Source organism: Novosphingobium umbonatum, assembly GCF_004005905.1.
Taxonomy (GTDB): domain Bacteria; phylum Pseudomonadota; class Alphaproteobacteria; order Sphingomonadales; family Sphingomonadaceae; genus Novosphingobium; species Novosphingobium umbonatum.
This window is the reverse complement of record NZ_SACO01000014.1, coordinates 73,852-92,391: the sequence shown is the minus strand read 5'-3', so window position 1 is coordinate 92,391 and position 18,540 is coordinate 73,852. Positions and strand designations below refer to the sequence as shown.

Sequence of the window (18,540 nt, the reverse complement as noted above, 5' to 3'; positions counted from 1 at the left end):
CATGTTCGGGCATCTCAAAATCAACCGCGCTATCGCCACCCGCTATGACCAACTGGCCAGCAGCTTCCTCGGGATGGTCTATCTCGCCACCGCCCGATACTGGCTCAAATTTGTCCACGCTGCCTAGGCATAATGCCTCGCCCCGAATTGAACAATCGAGTGCACAATAAATCGCCTCTTTTCGCCGATAATAATTACTCAAGGCAACTGCCGAAAATCACGTTTAAACTTCAGGAAATAGGGTAATATCGGAGAAGTGTGTTTACGCTCGGCTTAACCATCGCTGTTAGCAAGAAGGACAGATCCCCCAATGTCCCCCGACAGCATAGGAATCAGGTCAGATGCAGCAAGTCTCCAACACCGCGCCCATGCGCCGCGAGACCGTGACGACGATCGATGCGTCAAACCAAAGGGTGTTCCCACAGATCCGGTCTTTGATCAGCCGCTACGCCCCCGCCGCGCTCGAAAAATTGTATGCGGCCATCGCGCGTCATCCCGCTGCCGCCAAGATCTTGCCGTCCACCGAACAACGTGAAAGAGCTGCCAACGCCCAGTTGCAGCATTGGCTGTCCCTGTTCGGCAGCTCGTTTGACGATGCGGCCGTCGCCCGGGCCACCAAAATCGGCAATATCCACGCCCGCGTAGGCTTGGAACCGGATCTCTACATCAGCGGCTACGCCTTGGTGCTGGAAAGCATCATTGAGGATTCGCTGAAAGCTTTCACGTTCCCATGGCAAAAGCGCAGCCGCGCCAAAGCGGTAGCAACATTGGTCAAGACCGCGTTGTTCGATATGGAAGCCGCGCTCAGCGCCTATTTCATCGCCGAGGCCACCCAGCGTAACGAGATTATCGCAGCTATGAGCAAGGCAATGGAGCAAGTGGCGGCGGGCAATCTGCGCGCCCAACTGGGCGAGGTGCCAGCCACTTACAAGCAATTGGCCAATGACTTTCACAACATGCGCTATCAAATCAGCAATCTGGTGATCCAGATGACCGATTCCGCCCAAGGCGTTAAAACCGGCGCCCATGAAATCAGCTGCGCCGCCAATGATCTGGCCAATCGCACCGAACATCAGGCTTCCGCCGTGGCCCATATTTCCGAAGTGATGCGCGGCGTCACTAGCGCCATTATCACCACCGCCGCCAATGCCCGCGATGTCGATGGATCAGTGGCCGAAGTGTCCGGCCATGCCAGCAAGGGCGGCCAGATCATGGATGCCACGGTGGTGGCGATGGAAAAGATCAAGAATTCCGCCACGGAAATCGCCCAGATTGTCGATGTGATTGACGCCATCGCGTTTCAGACCAACCTGCTGGCGCTGAACGCCGGTGTGGAAGCTGCCCGTGCCGGTGAAGCGGGCAAGGGCTTTGCCGTGGTGGCCAGCGAGGTCCGCGCGCTTGCCTATCGCACCACGGAATCGGCCAAAAACATCAAAAGCCTGATCGTCACCTCCAATGATGACGTTCAGCATGGCGCCGAGTTGGTGGAACAAATGCGTGAAGCGCTGGACCAGATTATTATCCGACTGGACGATACCAGCAGCAAGGCGGGCGACATCGCCTCCTTCTCCGAACAGCAATCGCAGAGCATGAAGGCACTGAGCGAGCAGATCCAGCAGATCGACCTCAACACCCAACAAAACGCCGCCATGGTGGAAGAATCCAACGCCGCCGCCCGTGGGCTTTCCAGCCAGGCCGCCACCATGGCCAAGATCGTCGGCCAATTCGTGTTCGAACGCCGCACCAAACTGCGCGATGGCAAGGACGATGCCTGGCACCAGCAACGCCGGGGCGAAGGCGGTTCGGCCGGTGGCCATATGGCGGCATAGAGCCAACGCACTGAATAGGCGAATAAAGAGGATGTTACGCCTCGTTTACCTTTGACGCCCCCGCATTCGGCACGAGCCAGCGCGTTAACTAAAATCAACACCTGCCCTTTCTTGAAACACCTGAAATACACATGCCAAAATACGGACATGGCGCGCAATACGGATGACATATCCACAGAAGATTTACGCGCTGTTAACCCTGTTTTCTGTAAACCCGTGAATTCAGATTTCTAAGTATTTTTCTGGGAGCGGCGACCCGCGATGACCATTTGTTAAGGATTGCCGCCTAGAAAGACTTCACCGCCGGCCGAGACGGGAAATTGGCCGCGACGCACTAGACTGCTACTGGAGACTGACCATGAAGTTCATCAACAAGCTGATCCGTAACGAAGCTGGCGCCACCGCGATCGAATATGGCCTGATCGCTGCCCTGATCGCTGTTGCCGCCATCACCGCCATGAACGGTCTGGGCAACCAGCTGAAGAGCACCTTCAACACGACCTCGTCGCAGATGTCGGTTGCCAACGCTTCGGCCGCTTAATCAGCAGGCTGACAGCTAAAAAGTTCGGGCGGCGGGGCAACCTGCCGCCCTTTCTTTTTGCCCAGACCTCACGCGGGCAACAGGCAAAAAGAAAGGGGGCCGCAAAGCCCCCTTCCCTTGTCCGCTATGGCTGAAAGGCTTATTCGCCGCCAATCGCCAGAAAACGCTCTTCACGGCGGGCGATGATCTGCTTGGCGGGCACCTTGGCCAGCGCGTCCAGTTCCTCGCCCAGCGCCTTGGCCAAAGCCTTGCAAGCGCCAACCTTGTCACGATGCGCGCCGCCGATGGGCTCGGACACGATGCGGTCGATCACTTTCAGGCCCAGCAGATCCTGCGCGGTCACTTTCATCGCCTCGGCCGCATCGGCTGCCTTTTCGGCGGTGCGCCACAGGATCGAGGCGCAGCCTTCAGGGCTGATCACCGAATAGACCGCATGTTCCAGCATCAGCACGCGCTCGGCACTGGCCAAAGCCACCGCGCCGCCCGAACCGCCCTCACCCACGATCACCGCCACCATCGGCACCGGCAAAGCAAGGCAGGCTTCGGTCGAACGGGCAATGGCTTCTGCCTGTCCGCGTTCTTCGGCCTCGACACCGGGGAAAGCGCCCGAAGTATCCACCAAAGTCACCACCGGCAGGCCAAAGCGACCGGCCAGTTCCATCAGGCGAATCGCCTTGCGGTAACCTTCGGGCTTACCCATGCCGAAATTATGCTTGATGCGCGTGGCGGTATCATGGCCCTTTTCATGGCCGATCACCATCACCTTGCGCCCGCCCAAAGTGGCAAAGCCGCCCACAATGGCGTGATCTTCGCCATACAGACGGTCGCCGCCCAAGGGCACGAAATCGGTAAAGATATGCTCGATATAATCCACGAAATGCGGGCGCTGCGGGTGGCGGGCCACCTGCGTCTTCTGCCATGGCGTCAGCGCCTTGTAGGTGCTTTCCAGAAGATCGGCGCTCTTGCGTTCCAGACGTGCGATTTCCGACGTGATGTCGATATCGCCCTCCACCGCCGTGGCGCGGAGTTCGGAAATACGTGCGTCAAGCGCTGCGACCGGCTTTTCGAATTCGAGATAGGAGATCATGGCCCATGGCCCTAATGCGATGCGGGCGCGGGGGCAAGTCCCTGCGGCATATCACCCGCCCCGTTGCGCAAGCGGATGGCGCAGATTGACCAGTTCCACCAGTCTTGAAGCATCGACATGGGTGTAAATCTGGGTGGTGGCGATATCCGCATGGCCCAGCAAGGCCTGCACGATGCGCAAATCCGCCCCGCCCTCCAGCAAATGCGTGGCAAAGGCATGGCGCAACACATGGGGCGACAGGCGCGTAGGGTCTAGCCCCGCCCGCGCCGCCAATTGGCGCAGCAATTGAAACAGGCGCACCCGCGTCAGATAACCTGCCTCGCTGGTGGAGGGGAACAGATAGCGCGTATCCCCCGCCTTCCTGCCGCCACGCAGAGCGATCCAGCGGGCCAGCACCAAAGATGCCCGCCGCGACACCGGCACCATCCTCTGCACCCCGCCCTTGCCCGTTAACGTCAGCAAGGGCGCATCGCGCGGTACGGCGCTGATCGGCAGGCTGACCACCTCGCTGGCGCGCAGGCCCGAACCATAGAGCAATTCCAGACAGGCCAAGGTCCGCAATGGCCCATGCTTGTCGCCCGCCGCCTCTTGTTCGGCACGGGCAAACAGGGTGGACACGTCATTATGGTCCATCAAGCGTGGCAAAGGGCGGCGCGCCACCACACGCGGCAAGGCAGGCGTCGGATCATCTTCACGCCAGCCCTCGTCGATCAGGAAGCCATAGAATTGCCGCAAGGCCGAGGATTTACGCGCCACACTGGCCGGAGACAGGCCCGCCCAGGCCGCGCCCAGCTTTTCCAGCGTGGCGGCATCGGCCTGTTCCAGATCGCCAATCTCCTCCTCCGCCGCGCACAGGTCGCGCTGATAGGCGGCCAGAGTGTTGGCTGCCGCCCCCCTCGCCGCCGAGAGCATGGCAAGGAAAGCGGCAATCGCGGGGGACAATTCTTTATAGGGGCGCGGCGGGCGGCCCATCAGCCCCGCGCCACCGCCTCTGCCGCGATCATCCGCGCCTCTGCGCCCAGCCCCACCCGTTGCAGCGCCGAGACAATATGCATCAGATAGCGCGGCGTCATCCGGCTCCATGCATCGCCCTGCATGCCCAGCCCCACCAACAGCGCCACCAAAGTGGGATTGCCGACATTGGCAGCCTGATCAATCGCATCGCTCCAGCGGCTGCGGCCATCGACCGAGGTGGAGAGCTTTTTGAGCAAATCCGCCCGCGCGCCATCATCCAGACGGCCAAGCCCCGACAGGCCCGCCACCAGCATAGCGCTACGGTGCTTGTTCTCGCTCTTGTCGCGGTCGATAAAGGTCTCGATCGCTGCCACATCCACCTTCTGGGTCACCGGCATGGCCACCGCCAATTGCGCCCAGCCATCCGAACCCAGTTCCACCACCGAACGCCACATGGCCGCATTGCCATCCAGCCCCGCCGCCAGCATCGAGGCAATCAGATCACCCGCAGCACCGGCCATATCCGCCGAGGGCGTCAAACGCGCGGCGGCATAGGCGGTGAGCACCATGCGGCCATAGCGGGCATTGCCCTGCGCCCCGTCCCACAATTGCTGGATCGCGGTCAGGCGGTCTGCGGGCGTGATCCCCACATAGGCATCGCGCAACAGCAAGGCGCGGTCGGCAGGGCCACCCTTCACATCGTCATTGTTGTAAACCTGCGCATAAAGATCCACCATCGCCGCGCTGGACAGCACGCCATGGGCGCCTGCGCTATCGCTGGCATCAGCACGCAGGCCCAGCCCCAGCATCGGCGCCAGAGCATTGACGGCGCTGAAACGGGTGCCACTGTCCTTCATCGCGGTTTCGGGCGGGGTAATGCCCAAGGCAATGGTCAAGCCGTAACGCATCGGCGTCATGGTAGTGACGCCTTCCCATTCCACATTGACCGTGCGGCGATTACCGCTGCCGCTGGCGCCAGCATATTTCTGCGCCAACAGAATATCGATGCGTGGGGCCGATTTAGCGGCGGCCATGCGGTCAAGCTCGCCCATGCCACTGGCCGAGGCGCCGCCGAATGTGGCGCAAATGCCGCGCATGGCCTGCCATTCGGCATCCTGCCGCAGGCTGGGCTGGCTTTGTAGCACGGGGCAAAAGCCGGTCAGGTCCGCCGTGGCAATATAAGCGTGCCACGCCGCCTGCGCCAAAGCGGCGTCATACAGACTGGGGTCCACATCCTGCACCAGCGCGCGGGCGGTGTCCTGCTCGCCCATGCGCAGCAACAGGCTGGCGCGCAGGGCGGCAAATTCGGTAGGGGCCATGCCATCGGGCGCATCCAGACGCGAGGCCAAGGCGCGGCGCAACAAAATATGCCCCCAGCGCGAGACCATCTGCCCCGCATTGCCCGCCACCGCTGCGCGCACCAGCGAGGCATTCTGCCCCGCCAGCGATTGCGCGGGCATCCCGTGCTCGCCTTCATCCAGCAAGCCGATGTGGCGAAGTGCGCGCTGCGCAGCGGGCGGAATATCATATTTGGGGATCAGCCCCAGCATCCGGTCCAGCTTTTCCGGCGGCAGGGCCATCAACTGGTCAAACGAATTGATCCCTTCGGGCAGAGCCACCGGCCCCTTGGCCACCGCCGCCAGTACCGGCGCCAAGGCCCCGACCGGCGTGGGCGAGGCGGTCGGCGCATCATTGCCCAAACCATCAAAGCGTGGCTGCAACACGCGCGCAGGAGAACTGGCCACAGGCGCCGCACTGGGCGAGGGCGCAGGACGGGCGGGCCGCGACGGGCGATCAAAACCGGGGGGCAGCAAAGATTCGGGCGCGCCCTGAGCCAGAGCCCCCGCCCCGCCCACGGCACCCAGCCACCAACCGCCCGCCACAGCAAGGCCAGCCAGCGCCACCGATAATTTCATCTTCGCCTTTACCTGCGCCTTCATGGGCTCACCTGCTTAACAGCCTTTTTGGGGCTGACCGAAATTTCCTGCGACACCACACGCATCGCCTGCGGAGCCCCCTTTACCCATGCCAGCGCCACGATGCCACCGCCAAGCATCAGAAATAAGCACAGGAAAAGCAGCACCAGACGCCCCCGCCGCATGGCGCGCAATTTGCCGCCAAAGCCGGTTTTGCCATCCTCGCGCCGGATCACTATTGCCACAGCTTCCCCCAAAACTTTTCCCAAAGCCCCTTTTGATACGGCAAAACCGCAAGAAAAGTATCTTTCCGCCCCCACGAACCCCATGCCCGCGCTTGCGCCGCCGGTTAGCAAAACTATAGGCAGGCGGGCAATGGATGAAGAACACACTCTTTCCGAGGCCGCAAGGCAGGCCGATCAGGCCCGACTGGAGGCCGTTATCGCAAGGCTGGACCGGCCGATCGTGCTGGTAGGCATGATGGGCGTGGGCAAAAGCAGCCTAGGCAAGCGTTTGGCCGCTGCGCTGGGCGTGGCCTTTATCGATGCCGATGACGAAATCGAACGCGCGGCGCAAATGTCCATCCCCGACATTTTTTCCACCTATGGCGAAACCTTCTTCCGCGACGGCGAAAGGCGGGTGATCGCGCGCCTGCTGGGCGTGGCTGAACCTGCGGCCAAGGGGCTATCGCTGCCGCCTGTCCTGTCCTCGCGGCCAGAGGTGAAAGTGATTGCCACGGGTGGCGGCGCTTTTGTCAATGATGCCACGCGCTCGCTGATTCTGGCGCGCTCGATTGCGGTGTGGCTGGATGCGGAATTGGACACGCTGGTGGAGCGCACCGCGCGCAAGGGCAACCGCCCGCTGCTGCGTCAGGGCAACCCGCGCGAGATCCTGTCCAACCTGAAATCCAGCCGCGAGCCTTTCTATGCGCAGGCCCCGATCAAGGTGATGAGCCGTCAGGCCCCGCATGCCAAAACGCTCTCCTGCCTGATGGAAGCGATCGAGGCATGGCTGGACGAACATCACATTTCTCTACCCACCCACGAAAGCTAAGCCATGACCACCATTCCTGTCGATATTGCCGGACGCCCCTATGAGGTGCGCGTGGGCCATGGGCTGATCGGCGATCTGGCGCAGCAATGCGGTGCGCGTTTGCGCAAAGCGGTGGTGCCGATTGTGACCGACGTCAATGTGCATGCCGCATGGGGCGCGGCGGTGGAGGCTTCGCTGGCGGCCGCTGGCAAGCAGGCGGCGTGGCAGGTGCTGCCCGCGGGCGAGAGCAGCAAGAGCTGGGAAAACCTGATCCTTGTTGTCAACTGGCTGCTGGCGCTGGAGGTGGAGCGCGGCGACCACATCATCGCGCTGGGCGGCGGGGTGATTGGCGACCTCACCGGCTTTGCCGCCAGCATGTTGAAGCGCGGCTGCCATTTCGTGCAAGTGCCTACCACTTTGCTGGCGCAGGTGGACTCCAGCGTGGGCGGCAAGACGGCGATCAACACGCCTGCGGGCAAAAATCTGGTGGGCGCCTTTCATCAGCCCTCGCTGGTGCTGGCCGATCTGGACGCCCTGTCCACTTTGCCGCGCCGCGAACTGGCCGCTGGCTATGCCGAAGTGTTCAAATATGGCCTGATCGATGATGCAGACTTCTTCGCATGGTGCGAGGCCCATGGCCCCGCCCTGCTGTCGGGCGATGTCGCCGCGCGGGAAGTTGCGGTGGCTCATTCGGTGGCGGCCAAGGCGCGGATCGTGGCGCAGGATGAATTTGAAACCACCGGCCTGCGCGCCCTGCTCAATCTGGGCCATACTTTCGGCCATGCGCTGGAGGCGGAAACCGGCTTTGGCGAACGCCTGCTGCATGGCGAGGCGGTGGCCTTGGGCTGCGTGCTGGCGGCGCGTTTCTCGGCGCGGCGTGGCTTGATGGCGGCGGAGGAAGCCGAGCGGATTGCCGCCCATGTTGCCGCCGTTGGCCTGCCGGCTGATATTCGCGCGCTGGGGCTCAATGTATCGGGCGCACAATTGGCGGCCCATATGCTGCATGATAAAAAGGTGGACGCGGGCCGTCTGGCCTTCCTGTTGATGCGCGGCATTGGCCAGACTTTCCTGACCAAGGATGTGACGCTGGAGGAAGTTTCCGCCTTCCTGAGCGATCAATTGCAGGCGTAAAAAAGGGGGCGAGCGACCGCCCCCTCTTTATATCATCAGCGCATCAGCACCAGTTCTTCGGCCATGGAGGGATGCAGCGCCACCGTGGCGTCGAAATCCGCCTTGGTCAGGCCCGCCTTCACGGCAATCGCCACCGCCTGCAGTATCTCCGGCGCATCCGGCCCGATCATGTGCACGCCCAGCACCTTGTCGCTACTCGCATCCACCACCAGCTTGTAGAAACCACGCTCGGCCCTTGCGGCGAACATATTCTTCATCGGGCGGAAATCGCTGGTGTAGATTTTCACCTCATACCCGGCTTCGCGCGCCTGCGCCTCGGTCAGACCAACGCCCGCAATGGGAGGCTGGGTGAAAGCGGCGCTGGGGATATGGTCATAGGCGATGGTGCGGGGCATGCCGCCAAACACTGTGTCGGCAAAGGCATGGCCTTCGCGGATGGCCACAGGGGTCAATTGCACGCGATTGGTCACATCGCCCACGGCATAGATGCTGGGGCAGCTCGTGGCGTTATAGTCATCCACCGGCACTTCGCCCGAAGCGCCCAGCGTGATGCCTGCATTTTCCAGCCCCAGCCCATCGGTCTTGGGACGGCGGCCCGTGGCCACCAGCACGCAATCAGCCTCCAGCGGCAGGAAGCCCTTGGTGTTGACGCAGATCGAGCCATCGGCTTGCTTTACAAGGCTTTCGATCGGGCTGTTAAAGCGGAATTCGATGCCGCGTGCGCGCATGATCGGCAACAGGCGCTCGGTCAGCGCTTCCTCATAGCCGCGCAGGATCTTGTCCGAACGGTTCACCACCGTCACCTGCGCGCCCAGCGCGTTGAAGATACCGGCGAATTCCAGCGCGATATAGCCCGCCCCCTGAATCACCACCCGCTTGGGAAAGCTTCCCAAATGGAACACTTCGTTCGAGGTGATGGCCAGTTCATTGCCGGGAAAGTCCGGCATCACCGGCCATGCGCCCACCGCCACCAGAATGTATTTCGCGCTGATCTCGCGCCCGCTGGCCAGACGCACCGTGTTGGGGCCGGTCACCGTAGCGCGTTCGGCAAAATGCTCCACCTTGTTATTGGCCAAGGTCGAGCCATAGGCCCGCTCCAGCCGGTCAACATCGCTGGCCACAAAGTCGCGCAGGGCCGCCCAGTCAAAGCTCTTTTCGCCCAAGGTCCAGCCAAGCTTGGCCGTATCATGCAGTTCCTCGGCAAACTGGCTGGCATAGACCAGCAGTTTCTTGGGCACGCAGCCACGGATGACGCAGGTGCCGCCTACACGATATTCCTCTGCCACGGCCACTTTCGCCCCATGGCTGGCCGCAATGCGACTGGCGCGCACGCCGCCGCTGCCCGCGCCAATCACAAAAAGGTCATAGTCGAACTCAGCCATGCGATGCTCCTGAATGCGCCCCTGTCAAAGGGATGCGCCATAAACGGGGTGTTGGCGCCGATATGGAGTGCCAGGCCCGCTTTGCCAAGTCATCGCCGGAATTTTGTATGCCTTGCTGACAATATTGCCTCAAGGCACCATGCTGTCCGACGGATTATGCTTTTTCAGAAAAGCCTCGATTGACTGCAACAGCGCCAGACGATCAGGCTCGCGGGTGTAATAATGGTCAGCCTTTGGCAGGCTGAGAAATTCCACCTGCTTGCCCGCCGCGCGCATCTTGTCGGCCATATTGGTCGATTGGCCATAGGCCACGCGCTCGTCCATCTTGCCATGCACCAACAACAGGGGCGCCTTGATCCGGTCCACCTTATTGGCAGGTGACACGGCGGCAAAGTCAGGCGTCATGGCCTTCCATTGATCACTATAAAGGCCGCCCATCAGGTAATTGTCGTCCATATCGTTCACTTCACGCCGCAGGCTGGCCACGCCCGCGATGGAAATGCCGCAACGCCACAGGTCCGCATCGCGGGCCAGCCCCCACATGGCCGCATAGCCGCCATAGGACGCGCCCATGATGCAGGCGCGCTTGCCATCGGCCAATCCTTCCTTCACCGCCCATGCCAATGCATCATTGACGTCATCCTGCATGGCCAGCCCCATCTGGCCCTCGCCCTTGCGTTCAAAATCCTCGCCATAGCCGGTGGAACCGCGGAAATTGGGCTGGATCACGCCATAACCAAGGTTGGCCAGAAATTGCGGCCAATAGTCAAAGCTCAATCCATCATGCGCCCAAGGGCCACCATGGGGCAGCACGATGAAGGGCAAAGGTTTGCCCTTCTTGCCCCCTTCGTCCTCAAATCCGGCAGGCAAAGTCAAGATCGCCTCGATCTCCAACCCGTCCCGCGCCTTATACCGCACCGCGCGCACCGGCGAGAGGACGCCCATCCCCAGCTTTTCATACTGATAGGCAAGGCGATGCAGCGATCCCTCGGTGGTATCAAAGAAATAGAGGGCGCTGGGCGCGTCAGGGCGGTCAAGGCTGACCAGCATCCTTTGACGATTGGCATTGATGCTGACAATCCGCACATGGCGGCCAACGGCGGCCTTGTCAAAAGCCTCCTGGATCTTGGCAAGTTCCGGATCCAGCCACACCGTTTCGTCCTGCACCCCGCGCAGACCCACCCCCAGCAAGCTGGTGCCATCGGGCGCAGGAATAGTGTAGGCAATGCGGCGGCCGGCGGGTGCTTCATAGACCTTGGCCACATCGCTATGGTTGACCAGATCCACTTCCCACAGCGCGCTCGGCTCCTTGCCATCGCCATTGCGAATAACGATCACATGGTTGCCACCGGGCAGAAAAATCTCCGGATCCGTCAAATCCTCGCGCTTGCGGGCGTCGGCCCGTTCCAAACGCTGTAATGTGTCGGTGCCGTTGGGACGATAATACATCTGGAACAGGCGGCGGTCGTCATCATAGGTGACGCCGGTGCGAACCTGCCCCTGCCCATCGGCATTCCACCACAGCACATTATGCGAATGGCGCTGTTCAAAATTGGATTTGCCGTTGGCGACATTGACGCGATAAATCGCGGGATAGAATTCTTCGCCCTGATAGATCGAATTGGAACCTGACAGCAGGATCTCGTTGCGGGCATCACGCGAAACCCACAACACGCGGGACACATTCTGCCCCAGCAGATCCCACTTCAGCTTGACGAATTTGCCTGTCTCGCGGCTGACACCCAAGGCGCGGCTGACATAGATGAAGCGCCCTTCAATCGGCTGCTGTTGGGTGACGGACAGAACGACATAATCATCATTGACCCACTGAATGCCCGAGGCGGTCATGCCATCGGGAAGGCCCAGACATTTGCGAACCGATTCTCCGCCCAGAATTTTGATCATGCACATCTGGCGCGTGCCATTCACGCCGAACAGCCCCGCCACCCATTCGCCATTGGGCGACAGGTCCGGCTGTTCGACAAAGGGGATTGTGGCATAGTCCTGCGCCGACAGTTTCCTTACCTCGGCACTGGCAGAACCCGGATTCGATCCTGACGCAGTCTGCGCCATGGCAGGATTGGCCATCGCCAAAGCAAGATAGCCCACCACGCCGGCACCCATGGCCAGCGCGTATTTGCCCGCAGATTTCATAACACCCCCACCCATGACCGGAAACAAATCCAGCCCGCAGGCGCAAGGTTAAACAAATTGAAACCCCAAGGGCAACCACAATAAAATGCGCGATCCCAAAAAGAAAAGGGCCAGCGCTACCATGCCGACCCCTTCCTTTTTTACGCGATGATGAAAGATCAGTCGGCCAAACCGGCCTCAGCCAACAAAGCCGTGGTGCTGGGATCGAACGTCGCATTGCCATTGTCGATCGATTTGGCAATTTCCTTGCCCAATTCCACGCCGAACTGGTCAAAAGGATTGATGCCCAACAACACAGCATTGGCGAAAGTGCGATGCTCGTGGAACGCGATCAGGGCGCCCAAGGCGGCAGGGTTCAGATCATCGACCAGAATCGTGGCCGAGGGGCGGTTGCCCGGATAGGCGCGCGCGCCATCCTCGCTGGCCTTGCCCGCCATCAGCGCCGCGCCCTGCGCAAAGCAGTTCATCAACAGGATACGGTGATGGGCCGGATCCAGATCATGGCCCGCCGCGACCGAGGCGATGAAGTCCACCGGCACCAGCACCGTGCCCTGATGCAGCAACTGGAACACGGCATGCTGGGCATCAGTGCCCACGCCGCCCCAAGTGATGGGAGCGGTGGGACCATCGACCGGCGCGCCGTCAAAGGTCACGCTCTTGCCGTTCGATTCCATCTCCAATTGCTGGAGATAGTCGGGCAGCAGCGCCAGACGCTCGTCATAGGCGAAACAGGCGCGGGTCTGGGCGCCCATGATGCGGGTGTAGAATTGATCGGCAAAGGCCGCACGCAGGGGCAGGTTGGCCGCGCCTTCCGCTTCGGCGAAATGCTGATCGATCACCGCCGCGCCTTCAAGGAATTCGGCGAAACCGTCAAAGCCGATGGCCATGGCCACGGGGAAGCCGATCGACGACCACAGCGAATAACGCCCACCCACGCTTTCGGGGAAAGGCAGCACGCGGGTTTCATCCACGCCCCATTCCACCGCCTTTTCCGGCGCAGCCGTCAAGGCGATCACGCGACCATAGGGGTCTTCAACGCCATTCTCGCGAAGCCAGTTGAGCGCGCTCAAGGCGTTGGTCATGGTTTCGGTGGTGGTGAAAGTCTTGGACGCCACCGCGATCAAGGTAGTGGCCGGATCGCAAGCCAGAATCGCCTGCTCCAGCGCGCAGCCGTCAATATTGGCCACCACATGCACATCCACCATCGCGCCATCACGGGTCAGCGCGTCAATCGCCAGAGCGGGGCCAAGCGCGCTGCCGCCAATGCCGATATGGATCAGATGCTTCACCTCACCCAGCGCGCCTTCGTGGATCGCCTCGACCAGCGACGCCATGCGCTGATGCAGGGCCTGCGCTTCCTCTACGCTGGTATCAAGGCCAACCCCGCGCATGGCGGTATGTTCGGCGGCGCGGCCTTCGGTGTTGTTGATCTTCTCGCCATTGAACAATTGCGCGCGGCGGCCATCGAAATCCATCGCCTGCGCCAGCTGCTCGAACTCGGCCAGATGCGCCGCGTCCAGATGGGTCTTGGACCAGTCAAAGCGGATACCGCCCAGATTATAGGCCAGTTCGTCCTCAACCTCGCCTTCGCTGTCCTCACCCAGCTCGATACGGGCCGAGAGCAGTTCAAGCCGGTTGGCATCCTGCGCGAACAATTGTGCCAGCGTGGGCTTGGGCAGCGCCTTGAGACGATCCCAGATCGCCTGAACCGTTTGTTGATTGGACACGCGCCTTGTCTCCTGCATGAGTGTCGAATGGGTCTGTCCCCCGCCCTATGCCCTGCCAAAGCCGCGCGGCCAAGGGGGCTGGACAGTCTCACCCCGCGCAAGAGGCCATGAATTCGTTTCAGCAGAAAGGCAGCATCTCGCATGCGCGGTAAAGCTTTGTAAGCAGGACTGATCAAACCGGCCCCGCCCAAGCCGCTCTCAACGTTCATCCAAGGCTCAGGCCGCAAACATCAAAACAGCGCCAAAAGCGGCTCTTTTCGGCGCGGAACCTGTCCCAAGCGGCCAAAGCGGCTTGACGCAGGCGCTTTCCGCCAACATGGGCCTATGGTAAGCCCTGCTTGAGGACTAAGCCAAGATGACCGATACCGCGCCCGGCGCCGATGACACCAACCCTGCCCTGAACGCTGCTGGCACACCTGCGCCCGCCGCGGGTAAAAAGCCGCAGGAAGAAGAAAATTTTTTCGTCTTCCTCGTCAAGCTGGTGCTTATCGTAGGCATCTTCCGCAGCTTTTTCTTCTCGCCCTTCAACATCCCCAGCGAATCGATGCTGCCGCGTCTGGTCAATGGTGACTATTTGCTGGCCGCCAAATGGCCCTATGGCTATTCGCAATATTCGCTGCCGCTCAGCCTGCCGCTGATCCCCGGCCGCATTTTCGCCAGCCAGCCCCAGCGCGGCGATGTGGTGATCTTCAAGGCGCCTCCGGCCAACCATGACGACTGGATCAAACGCGTGATCGGCCTGCCCGGTGACACGATCCAGATGAAGGGTGGCGTGCTCTATATCAACGGCAATGCCATGCCCAAGCAGCGGATCGAGGATTTCGAGATCGCCGTTTCGGCCAACACCCATTGCTATGAGCCGCGCTATGGCCTTGCGGTCAATTACGAGGTGAAGAAAGCCGATGGCAGCAAAGTCTGCCATTATCCCCAGTTCAAGGAAACGCTGCCCTCCGATGGTGGCAAGCCGGGCAAGAGCTACAATGTCATCGACATGGAGCCGACCCCGCAGGACAATACCCTGCCCTATATCGTGCCCGAGGGCGCGCTGTTCCTGATGGGCGATGACCGCGACAATTCGATGGACAGCCGCTTTTCCACCGACGTGGGCGGCATTGGCTATGTGCCGCAGGGCAATCTGGTGGGTCGCGCCACAATCATGATGTGGTCGACCGATGGCTCGTCCAACTGGCTGCTGCCCTGGACGTGGTTCACCGCTGCCCGCCTCAACCGCATCGGGGGCACCTTTTGAGCGCCTCCCCCTTGAATGAAGCAACCCGCGCCTTTCTGGCGCAGATGAGTGGTGTGAATGTCGGGGGCGAGGCCGAATGGGTCGCCGCCCTTACCCATGGCAGCTTTACCGCCCAGCTTGGCCCCAAGGGCAAGAGCGTGCAGGATTACCAGCGCCTTGAATTTCTGGGCGACCGCGTGCTGGGCCTGACCATTGCCGACTGGCTGTATAACAACGGGCAGGAAGCCGAAGGCCGCCTGTCGCAAAGGCTCAACGTGCTGGTCAGCCGCCAGATGTGTGCCAGCATCGCCCGCCAGATTGGCCTGCCCGAACACATACGTCTGGGCAAGCAGGCCCGTGATGATGGCGGATCGAACAGCGACAATATCCTTGGCGATGTGATGGAGGCGCTGATCGGCGCCTGTTTCCACCTGCATGGCTTTGACGCGGCCCGCGCCATGGTGCGCCGCCTGTGGGCTCAGGCGGTGGGTGGTCAGGCCGGCCAAGCCAAGCATCCCAAATCCGCATTGCAGGAATGGGCCGCGGGCAATCGTCGCAAGACTCCGGAATATCGACTGGTCGATCGTTCCGGCCCCGATCACGCCGCCCGCTTTACCGTGGCGGTGGGGATCAAGGGTGTGGGCGAGGTGGAAGCGGTCGCCAACAGCAAACAGGAGGCCGAAACCTTGGCCGCCGCAGAATTTTTGAGGCAATTTGGATGAGTGAAGTAGCAGAATCCTGCGGTCTTGTGGCCGTTATCGGGGCGCCCAATGCGGGCAAATCCACGCTGGTCAACGCGCTGGTGGGGCAGAAAGTGGCGATTGTGTCGGCCAAGGCACAAACCACTCGCGCCCGCCTGATGGGCATTGCGCTGGAACAGAGCGACAAGCACAACGCGCAGATCATTCTGGCCGACACGCCCGGCATCTTTGCCCCGCGCCGCCGTCTGGACCGCGCCATGGTCGCCGCCGCATGGGAAGGTGCGCAGGAGGCCGACGCCATTCTGATGGTGGTGGATGCCGCCAAGAAAAACCGCGAGGCTCTGTTCGAAATCCTCGAAACCCTGAAGGACCGGCCCGAGCGCAAGATTCTGGTGCTCAACAAGGTGGACCTGATCGCCAAGGAGCCCCTGCTGGTGCTGGCGCAGGAACTGGTAGGCATCATTCCGTTTGACGAGGTGTTCTTCATCTCGGCCTCCACCAATGATGGCGTGGCGCAGTTGAAGGCCCGTCTGGCCGATCTGATGCCCGTAGGCCCCTGGAACTTCCCCGAGGATCAGGTCTCCGATGCGTCCGAACGCCTCATGGCCTGCGAAATCACCCGCGAGCAGCTCTATCGCCAGCTGCATGACGAGCTGCCCTATGACAGCACGGTGCGTCCCGAAAGCTATACCCAGCGCAAGGATGGCAGCGTGGAAATCCACCAGCAGGTAGTGATCGCGCGTGAAAGCCAGAAGCCCATCGTGCTGGGCAAGCGCGGCGCGCGGATCAAGGCGATTGGCGAGGCCGCACGCAAGGAGCTGTCCGAGATCCTGGGCCAACCCGTGCATCTGTTCATCCATGTGAAGGTGGACGAAAACTGGGCCGACTCGCGTGAGATTTACGAGGAAATCGGCCTAGATTGGGTCAAGTGATACGCCAGAATACCTATCCTGTCCCACAGCGGGCCATTGCCTCTGGCCCGCTGTTGCGGCAGGAATTGTATCAGCCGTGCTACAAAGCTAGGGCTGATTTGAAATTCAGGAGCAAAGCCATGGCGGCAACGGAACCGGCAACCGGCTGACCCATGCTTTTTCTCGCAGGATGGGGGTCCGGCGGGAAAAGGGGGTAAGGGAAAGCGGGACGGAGTAATGGGTCAATGAGCGAATTTCTTGCAGCTTTACCGCAACGCTTGCGCGGGGCTTTCCCCGAGGAAGCCGAGCGCGGCATCGGGGCCGAGCGTCGCATGGGGCTGGCGCGGTGGCAAGAACTGGCCTTGGTCGGCTTTGCCTATTTGCTGGTGGGGTTGCTGGTGCGCGGGGGCACTTTGGGCTTTCCCGTCATCCATATTGACGAACAATTCTATCTGCTGGTGGGCGACCGCATGCTGCATGGCGCGGTGCCTTTTGTGGACATTTGGGACCGCAAACCAGTTGGCCTGTTCATCCTGTTTGCCGCCATGCGCCTGTTGGGTGGCGAAGGTATCCTGCAATATCAATTGGTGGCGCTGGCCTGTGTGGCGGGCACATCGCTGGTCATCTATCGCATCGCGCGTGAAATTGCGCCGCGTGCGGGCGCATGGTGGGCGGGCGTTGCCTATCAGCTCTATCTCTCGGCCTTCTTCTGCTTTGGCGGGCAGGCTCCGGTCTATTACAACCTGTTGATCGCGCTTTGCGCACTGGCCATGGTGCGCGTGTGGACTGCGCCCAATGACCGCCGCCTGTTCCTGCATGGCGCGGCGATCATGCTGGTCATCGGCGTGGCGATGCAGCTTAAATATACGGTGCTGTTCGAAGGCATGGCTTTTGGCTTTGCCCTGATGGCGCGGGCGCGCAAGGCGGGCTGGCATACGGCCCGCATTGCCCCTGCCGCAGCGGGCTGGGCCATGACGGCGTTGGTGCCGACGCTGGCCGCGTGGGGCTGGTATGTGACGCATGGCTATAATGATGAATTCATTCAGGCCAATTTCCTGTCGATCTTTGGCCGCCATGAAGATTTTGGCGGCTCCATGTTCCGCCTGTTCAAGGAAACCATGGCGCTCCTGCCCGTCTGGGTCGCGCTATTCTGGGCGCCGCGTCACCTGCCAAAGCTGGCTGGCCATGCCGCCTGCACCCAGTCTTTCCTGCGTTATTGGGCAGGCGCGGCTACGCTGGGCTTTTTGATCTTTGGCACATGGTATGACCATTATGTCGCGCCCTTGCTGGTGCCCCTGATGATCGCCTCGGCCCCTGCCCTAGGTCAGGCACGCCCGCTGCGTTGGATCACGCGGTTTATGATCGGGCTGGGCATTGTCGCCGCCGCCGTGGTGACCATTTACAACACCCGCCACCATGGCACGACCGAGCAGGTCGAAGCCGCCGCCGCGACGATCCGCGCCGCCGCTGTGACGCCGCAGGGCACGGGCTGCGCCTATATCAACGAAGGCGATCCGATCCTCTATCTGATGACCAACACCTGTTTTGTCACCCGCTATGTGTTCCCCAACCATCTCAACGGCATGGTCGATGTGAACGCGCTGGGTGTGAATGCAGCGCAGGAAGTGGCGCATATCATGGCCACCCGCCCGCAAGTGGTGGTGATGACGGTGCAGCCTTCATCCCTGCCGGTGAATTGGCAGACGCGGAATATGATTTTCAACGAATTGCACCGCGATTACCAGTTGCAGGCACTGCTGCCGGTGGGTTGGCGCGGGCTGTTGATCTATAAATTGAAGCCCGCAACTGCTGCGCCGCAGCCAGAGCCTACGCCCTCGCTGCTGGTTCAGAACAAGGGCAAGGGTGACGGGAACATCGCCCTGCGTTAAAATGCAGGAATAGCACCCACGAAAAAGCCCGGGGGAGGACATCCTCTCGCCGGGCTTT

Annotated in this window: 15 protein-coding genes; 8 read left to right on the top strand and 7 right to left on the bottom strand. The window is 61.4% G+C overall.

Translation table 11 applies throughout. From position 1 onward, the window contains the following. Positions 1-341: 341 nt before the first annotated feature. The gene (locus tag EOE18_RS15645) at positions 342-1,829 is read left to right on the top strand and encodes a methyl-accepting chemotaxis protein (protein WP_127711237.1); all 1,488 of its coding nucleotides are present in this window, start codon (positions 342-344) and stop codon (positions 1,827-1,829) included. 358 nt (positions 1,830-2,187) lie between these two features. Then, positions 2,188-2,370 (top strand): Flp family type IVb pilin, encoded by a 183-nt coding sequence (locus EOE18_RS15640; RefSeq protein WP_127711235.1) that lies wholly within the window; start codon positions 2,188-2,190, stop codon positions 2,368-2,370. A gap of 139 nt (positions 2,371-2,509) precedes the next feature. Here the strand turns inward: EOE18_RS15640 and EOE18_RS15635 are convergent, their stop codons facing one another. From EOE18_RS15635 to EOE18_RS15620, 4 genes are read right to left on the bottom strand one after another with little or no spacing between them, the layout of a single operon-like run. Further along, positions 2,510-3,457: an acetyl-CoA carboxylase carboxyltransferase subunit alpha gene (locus EOE18_RS15635; RefSeq protein WP_127711233.1), complete on the bottom strand. Its 948-nt coding sequence runs from the start codon at positions 3,455-3,457 to the stop codon at positions 2,510-2,512. Positions 3,458-3,508: 51 nt separating this feature from the next. Continuing rightward, positions 3,509-4,429 (bottom strand): tyrosine recombinase, encoded by a 921-nt coding sequence (locus EOE18_RS15630; protein ID WP_127711231.1) that lies wholly within the window; start codon positions 4,427-4,429, stop codon positions 3,509-3,511. Next, positions 4,429-6,351: a hypothetical protein gene (locus tag EOE18_RS15625; protein WP_246027479.1), complete on the bottom strand. Its 1,923-nt coding sequence runs from the start codon at positions 6,349-6,351 to the stop codon at positions 4,429-4,431. The genes EOE18_RS15630 and EOE18_RS15625 overlap by 1 nt, the downstream gene beginning before the upstream one ends. Then, complete coding sequence (locus tag EOE18_RS15620) at positions 6,348-6,572, bottom strand: hypothetical protein (RefSeq protein ID WP_127711229.1); 225 nt, start codon at positions 6,570-6,572, stop codon at positions 6,348-6,350. The genes EOE18_RS15625 and EOE18_RS15620 overlap by 4 nt, the downstream gene beginning before the upstream one ends. Positions 6,573-6,702: 130 nt before the next feature. Here EOE18_RS15620 and EOE18_RS15615 point away from each other — a divergent pair, with 130 nt between their 5' ends. Together EOE18_RS15615 and aroB are read left to right on the top strand one after the other, a co-directional pair. Continuing rightward, entirely contained in the window at positions 6,703-7,380 is a 678-nt protein-coding gene (locus EOE18_RS15615) for a shikimate kinase (protein ID WP_246027478.1), read from the top strand. Positions 7,381-7,383: 3 nt separating this feature from the next. Further along, positions 7,384-8,490, top strand: coding sequence for a 3-dehydroquinate synthase (gene aroB, locus EOE18_RS15610; RefSeq protein ID WP_127711225.1), 1,107 nt, complete (start codon positions 7,384-7,386; stop codon positions 8,488-8,490). A 35-nt stretch (positions 8,491-8,525) separates the two neighbouring features. Here aroB and gorA read toward each other — a convergent pair whose 3' ends face one another. From gorA to pgi, 3 genes are all read right to left on the bottom strand, one after another. Then, positions 8,526-9,872, bottom strand: a complete 1,347-nt coding sequence (gene gorA, locus EOE18_RS15605) for a glutathione-disulfide reductase (RefSeq protein ID WP_127711223.1) — start codon at positions 9,870-9,872, stop codon at positions 8,526-8,528. Positions 9,873-10,001: 129 nt separating this feature from the next. Then, complete coding sequence (locus EOE18_RS15600; RefSeq protein WP_164852786.1) at positions 10,002-12,026, bottom strand: alpha/beta hydrolase family protein; 2,025 nt, start codon at positions 12,024-12,026, stop codon at positions 10,002-10,004. A 158-nt stretch (positions 12,027-12,184) separates the two neighbouring features. Further along, positions 12,185-13,753 carry a glucose-6-phosphate isomerase gene (gene pgi, locus EOE18_RS15595; protein WP_127711219.1) on the bottom strand — a complete coding sequence of 523 codons (1,569 nt, stop codon included), beginning with the start codon at positions 13,751-13,753 and terminating at the stop codon, positions 12,185-12,187. A 355-nt stretch (positions 13,754-14,108) separates the two neighbouring features. On the opposite strand from pgi, the gene lepB reads away from it, so the two are divergent. The 4 genes from lepB to EOE18_RS15575 all read left to right on the top strand — a co-directional run bounded on the left by lepB (position 14,109) and on the right by EOE18_RS15575 (position 18,482). Further along, complete coding sequence (lepB, locus tag EOE18_RS15590; RefSeq protein WP_127711217.1) at positions 14,109-15,002, top strand: signal peptidase I; 894 nt, start codon at positions 14,109-14,111, stop codon at positions 15,000-15,002. Positions 15,003-15,046: 44 nt separating this feature from the next. Beyond that, the gene (rnc, locus tag EOE18_RS15585; protein ID WP_127711247.1) at positions 15,047-15,703 is read left to right on the top strand and encodes a ribonuclease III; all 657 of its coding nucleotides are present in this window, start codon (positions 15,047-15,049) and stop codon (positions 15,701-15,703) included. Then, positions 15,700-16,614, top strand: a complete 915-nt coding sequence (era, locus tag EOE18_RS15580) for a GTPase Era (protein ID WP_127711215.1) — start codon at positions 15,700-15,702, stop codon at positions 16,612-16,614. Before rnc ends, era begins: the two co-directional genes overlap by 4 nt. Positions 16,615-16,838: 224 nt before the next feature. After that, a complete protein-coding gene (locus tag EOE18_RS15575) occupies positions 16,839-18,482 on the top strand; it encodes an ArnT family glycosyltransferase (protein WP_127711213.1) in 1,644 nt (547 codons plus the stop codon). The last annotated feature ends 58 nt before the right edge of the window (positions 18,483-18,540 follow it).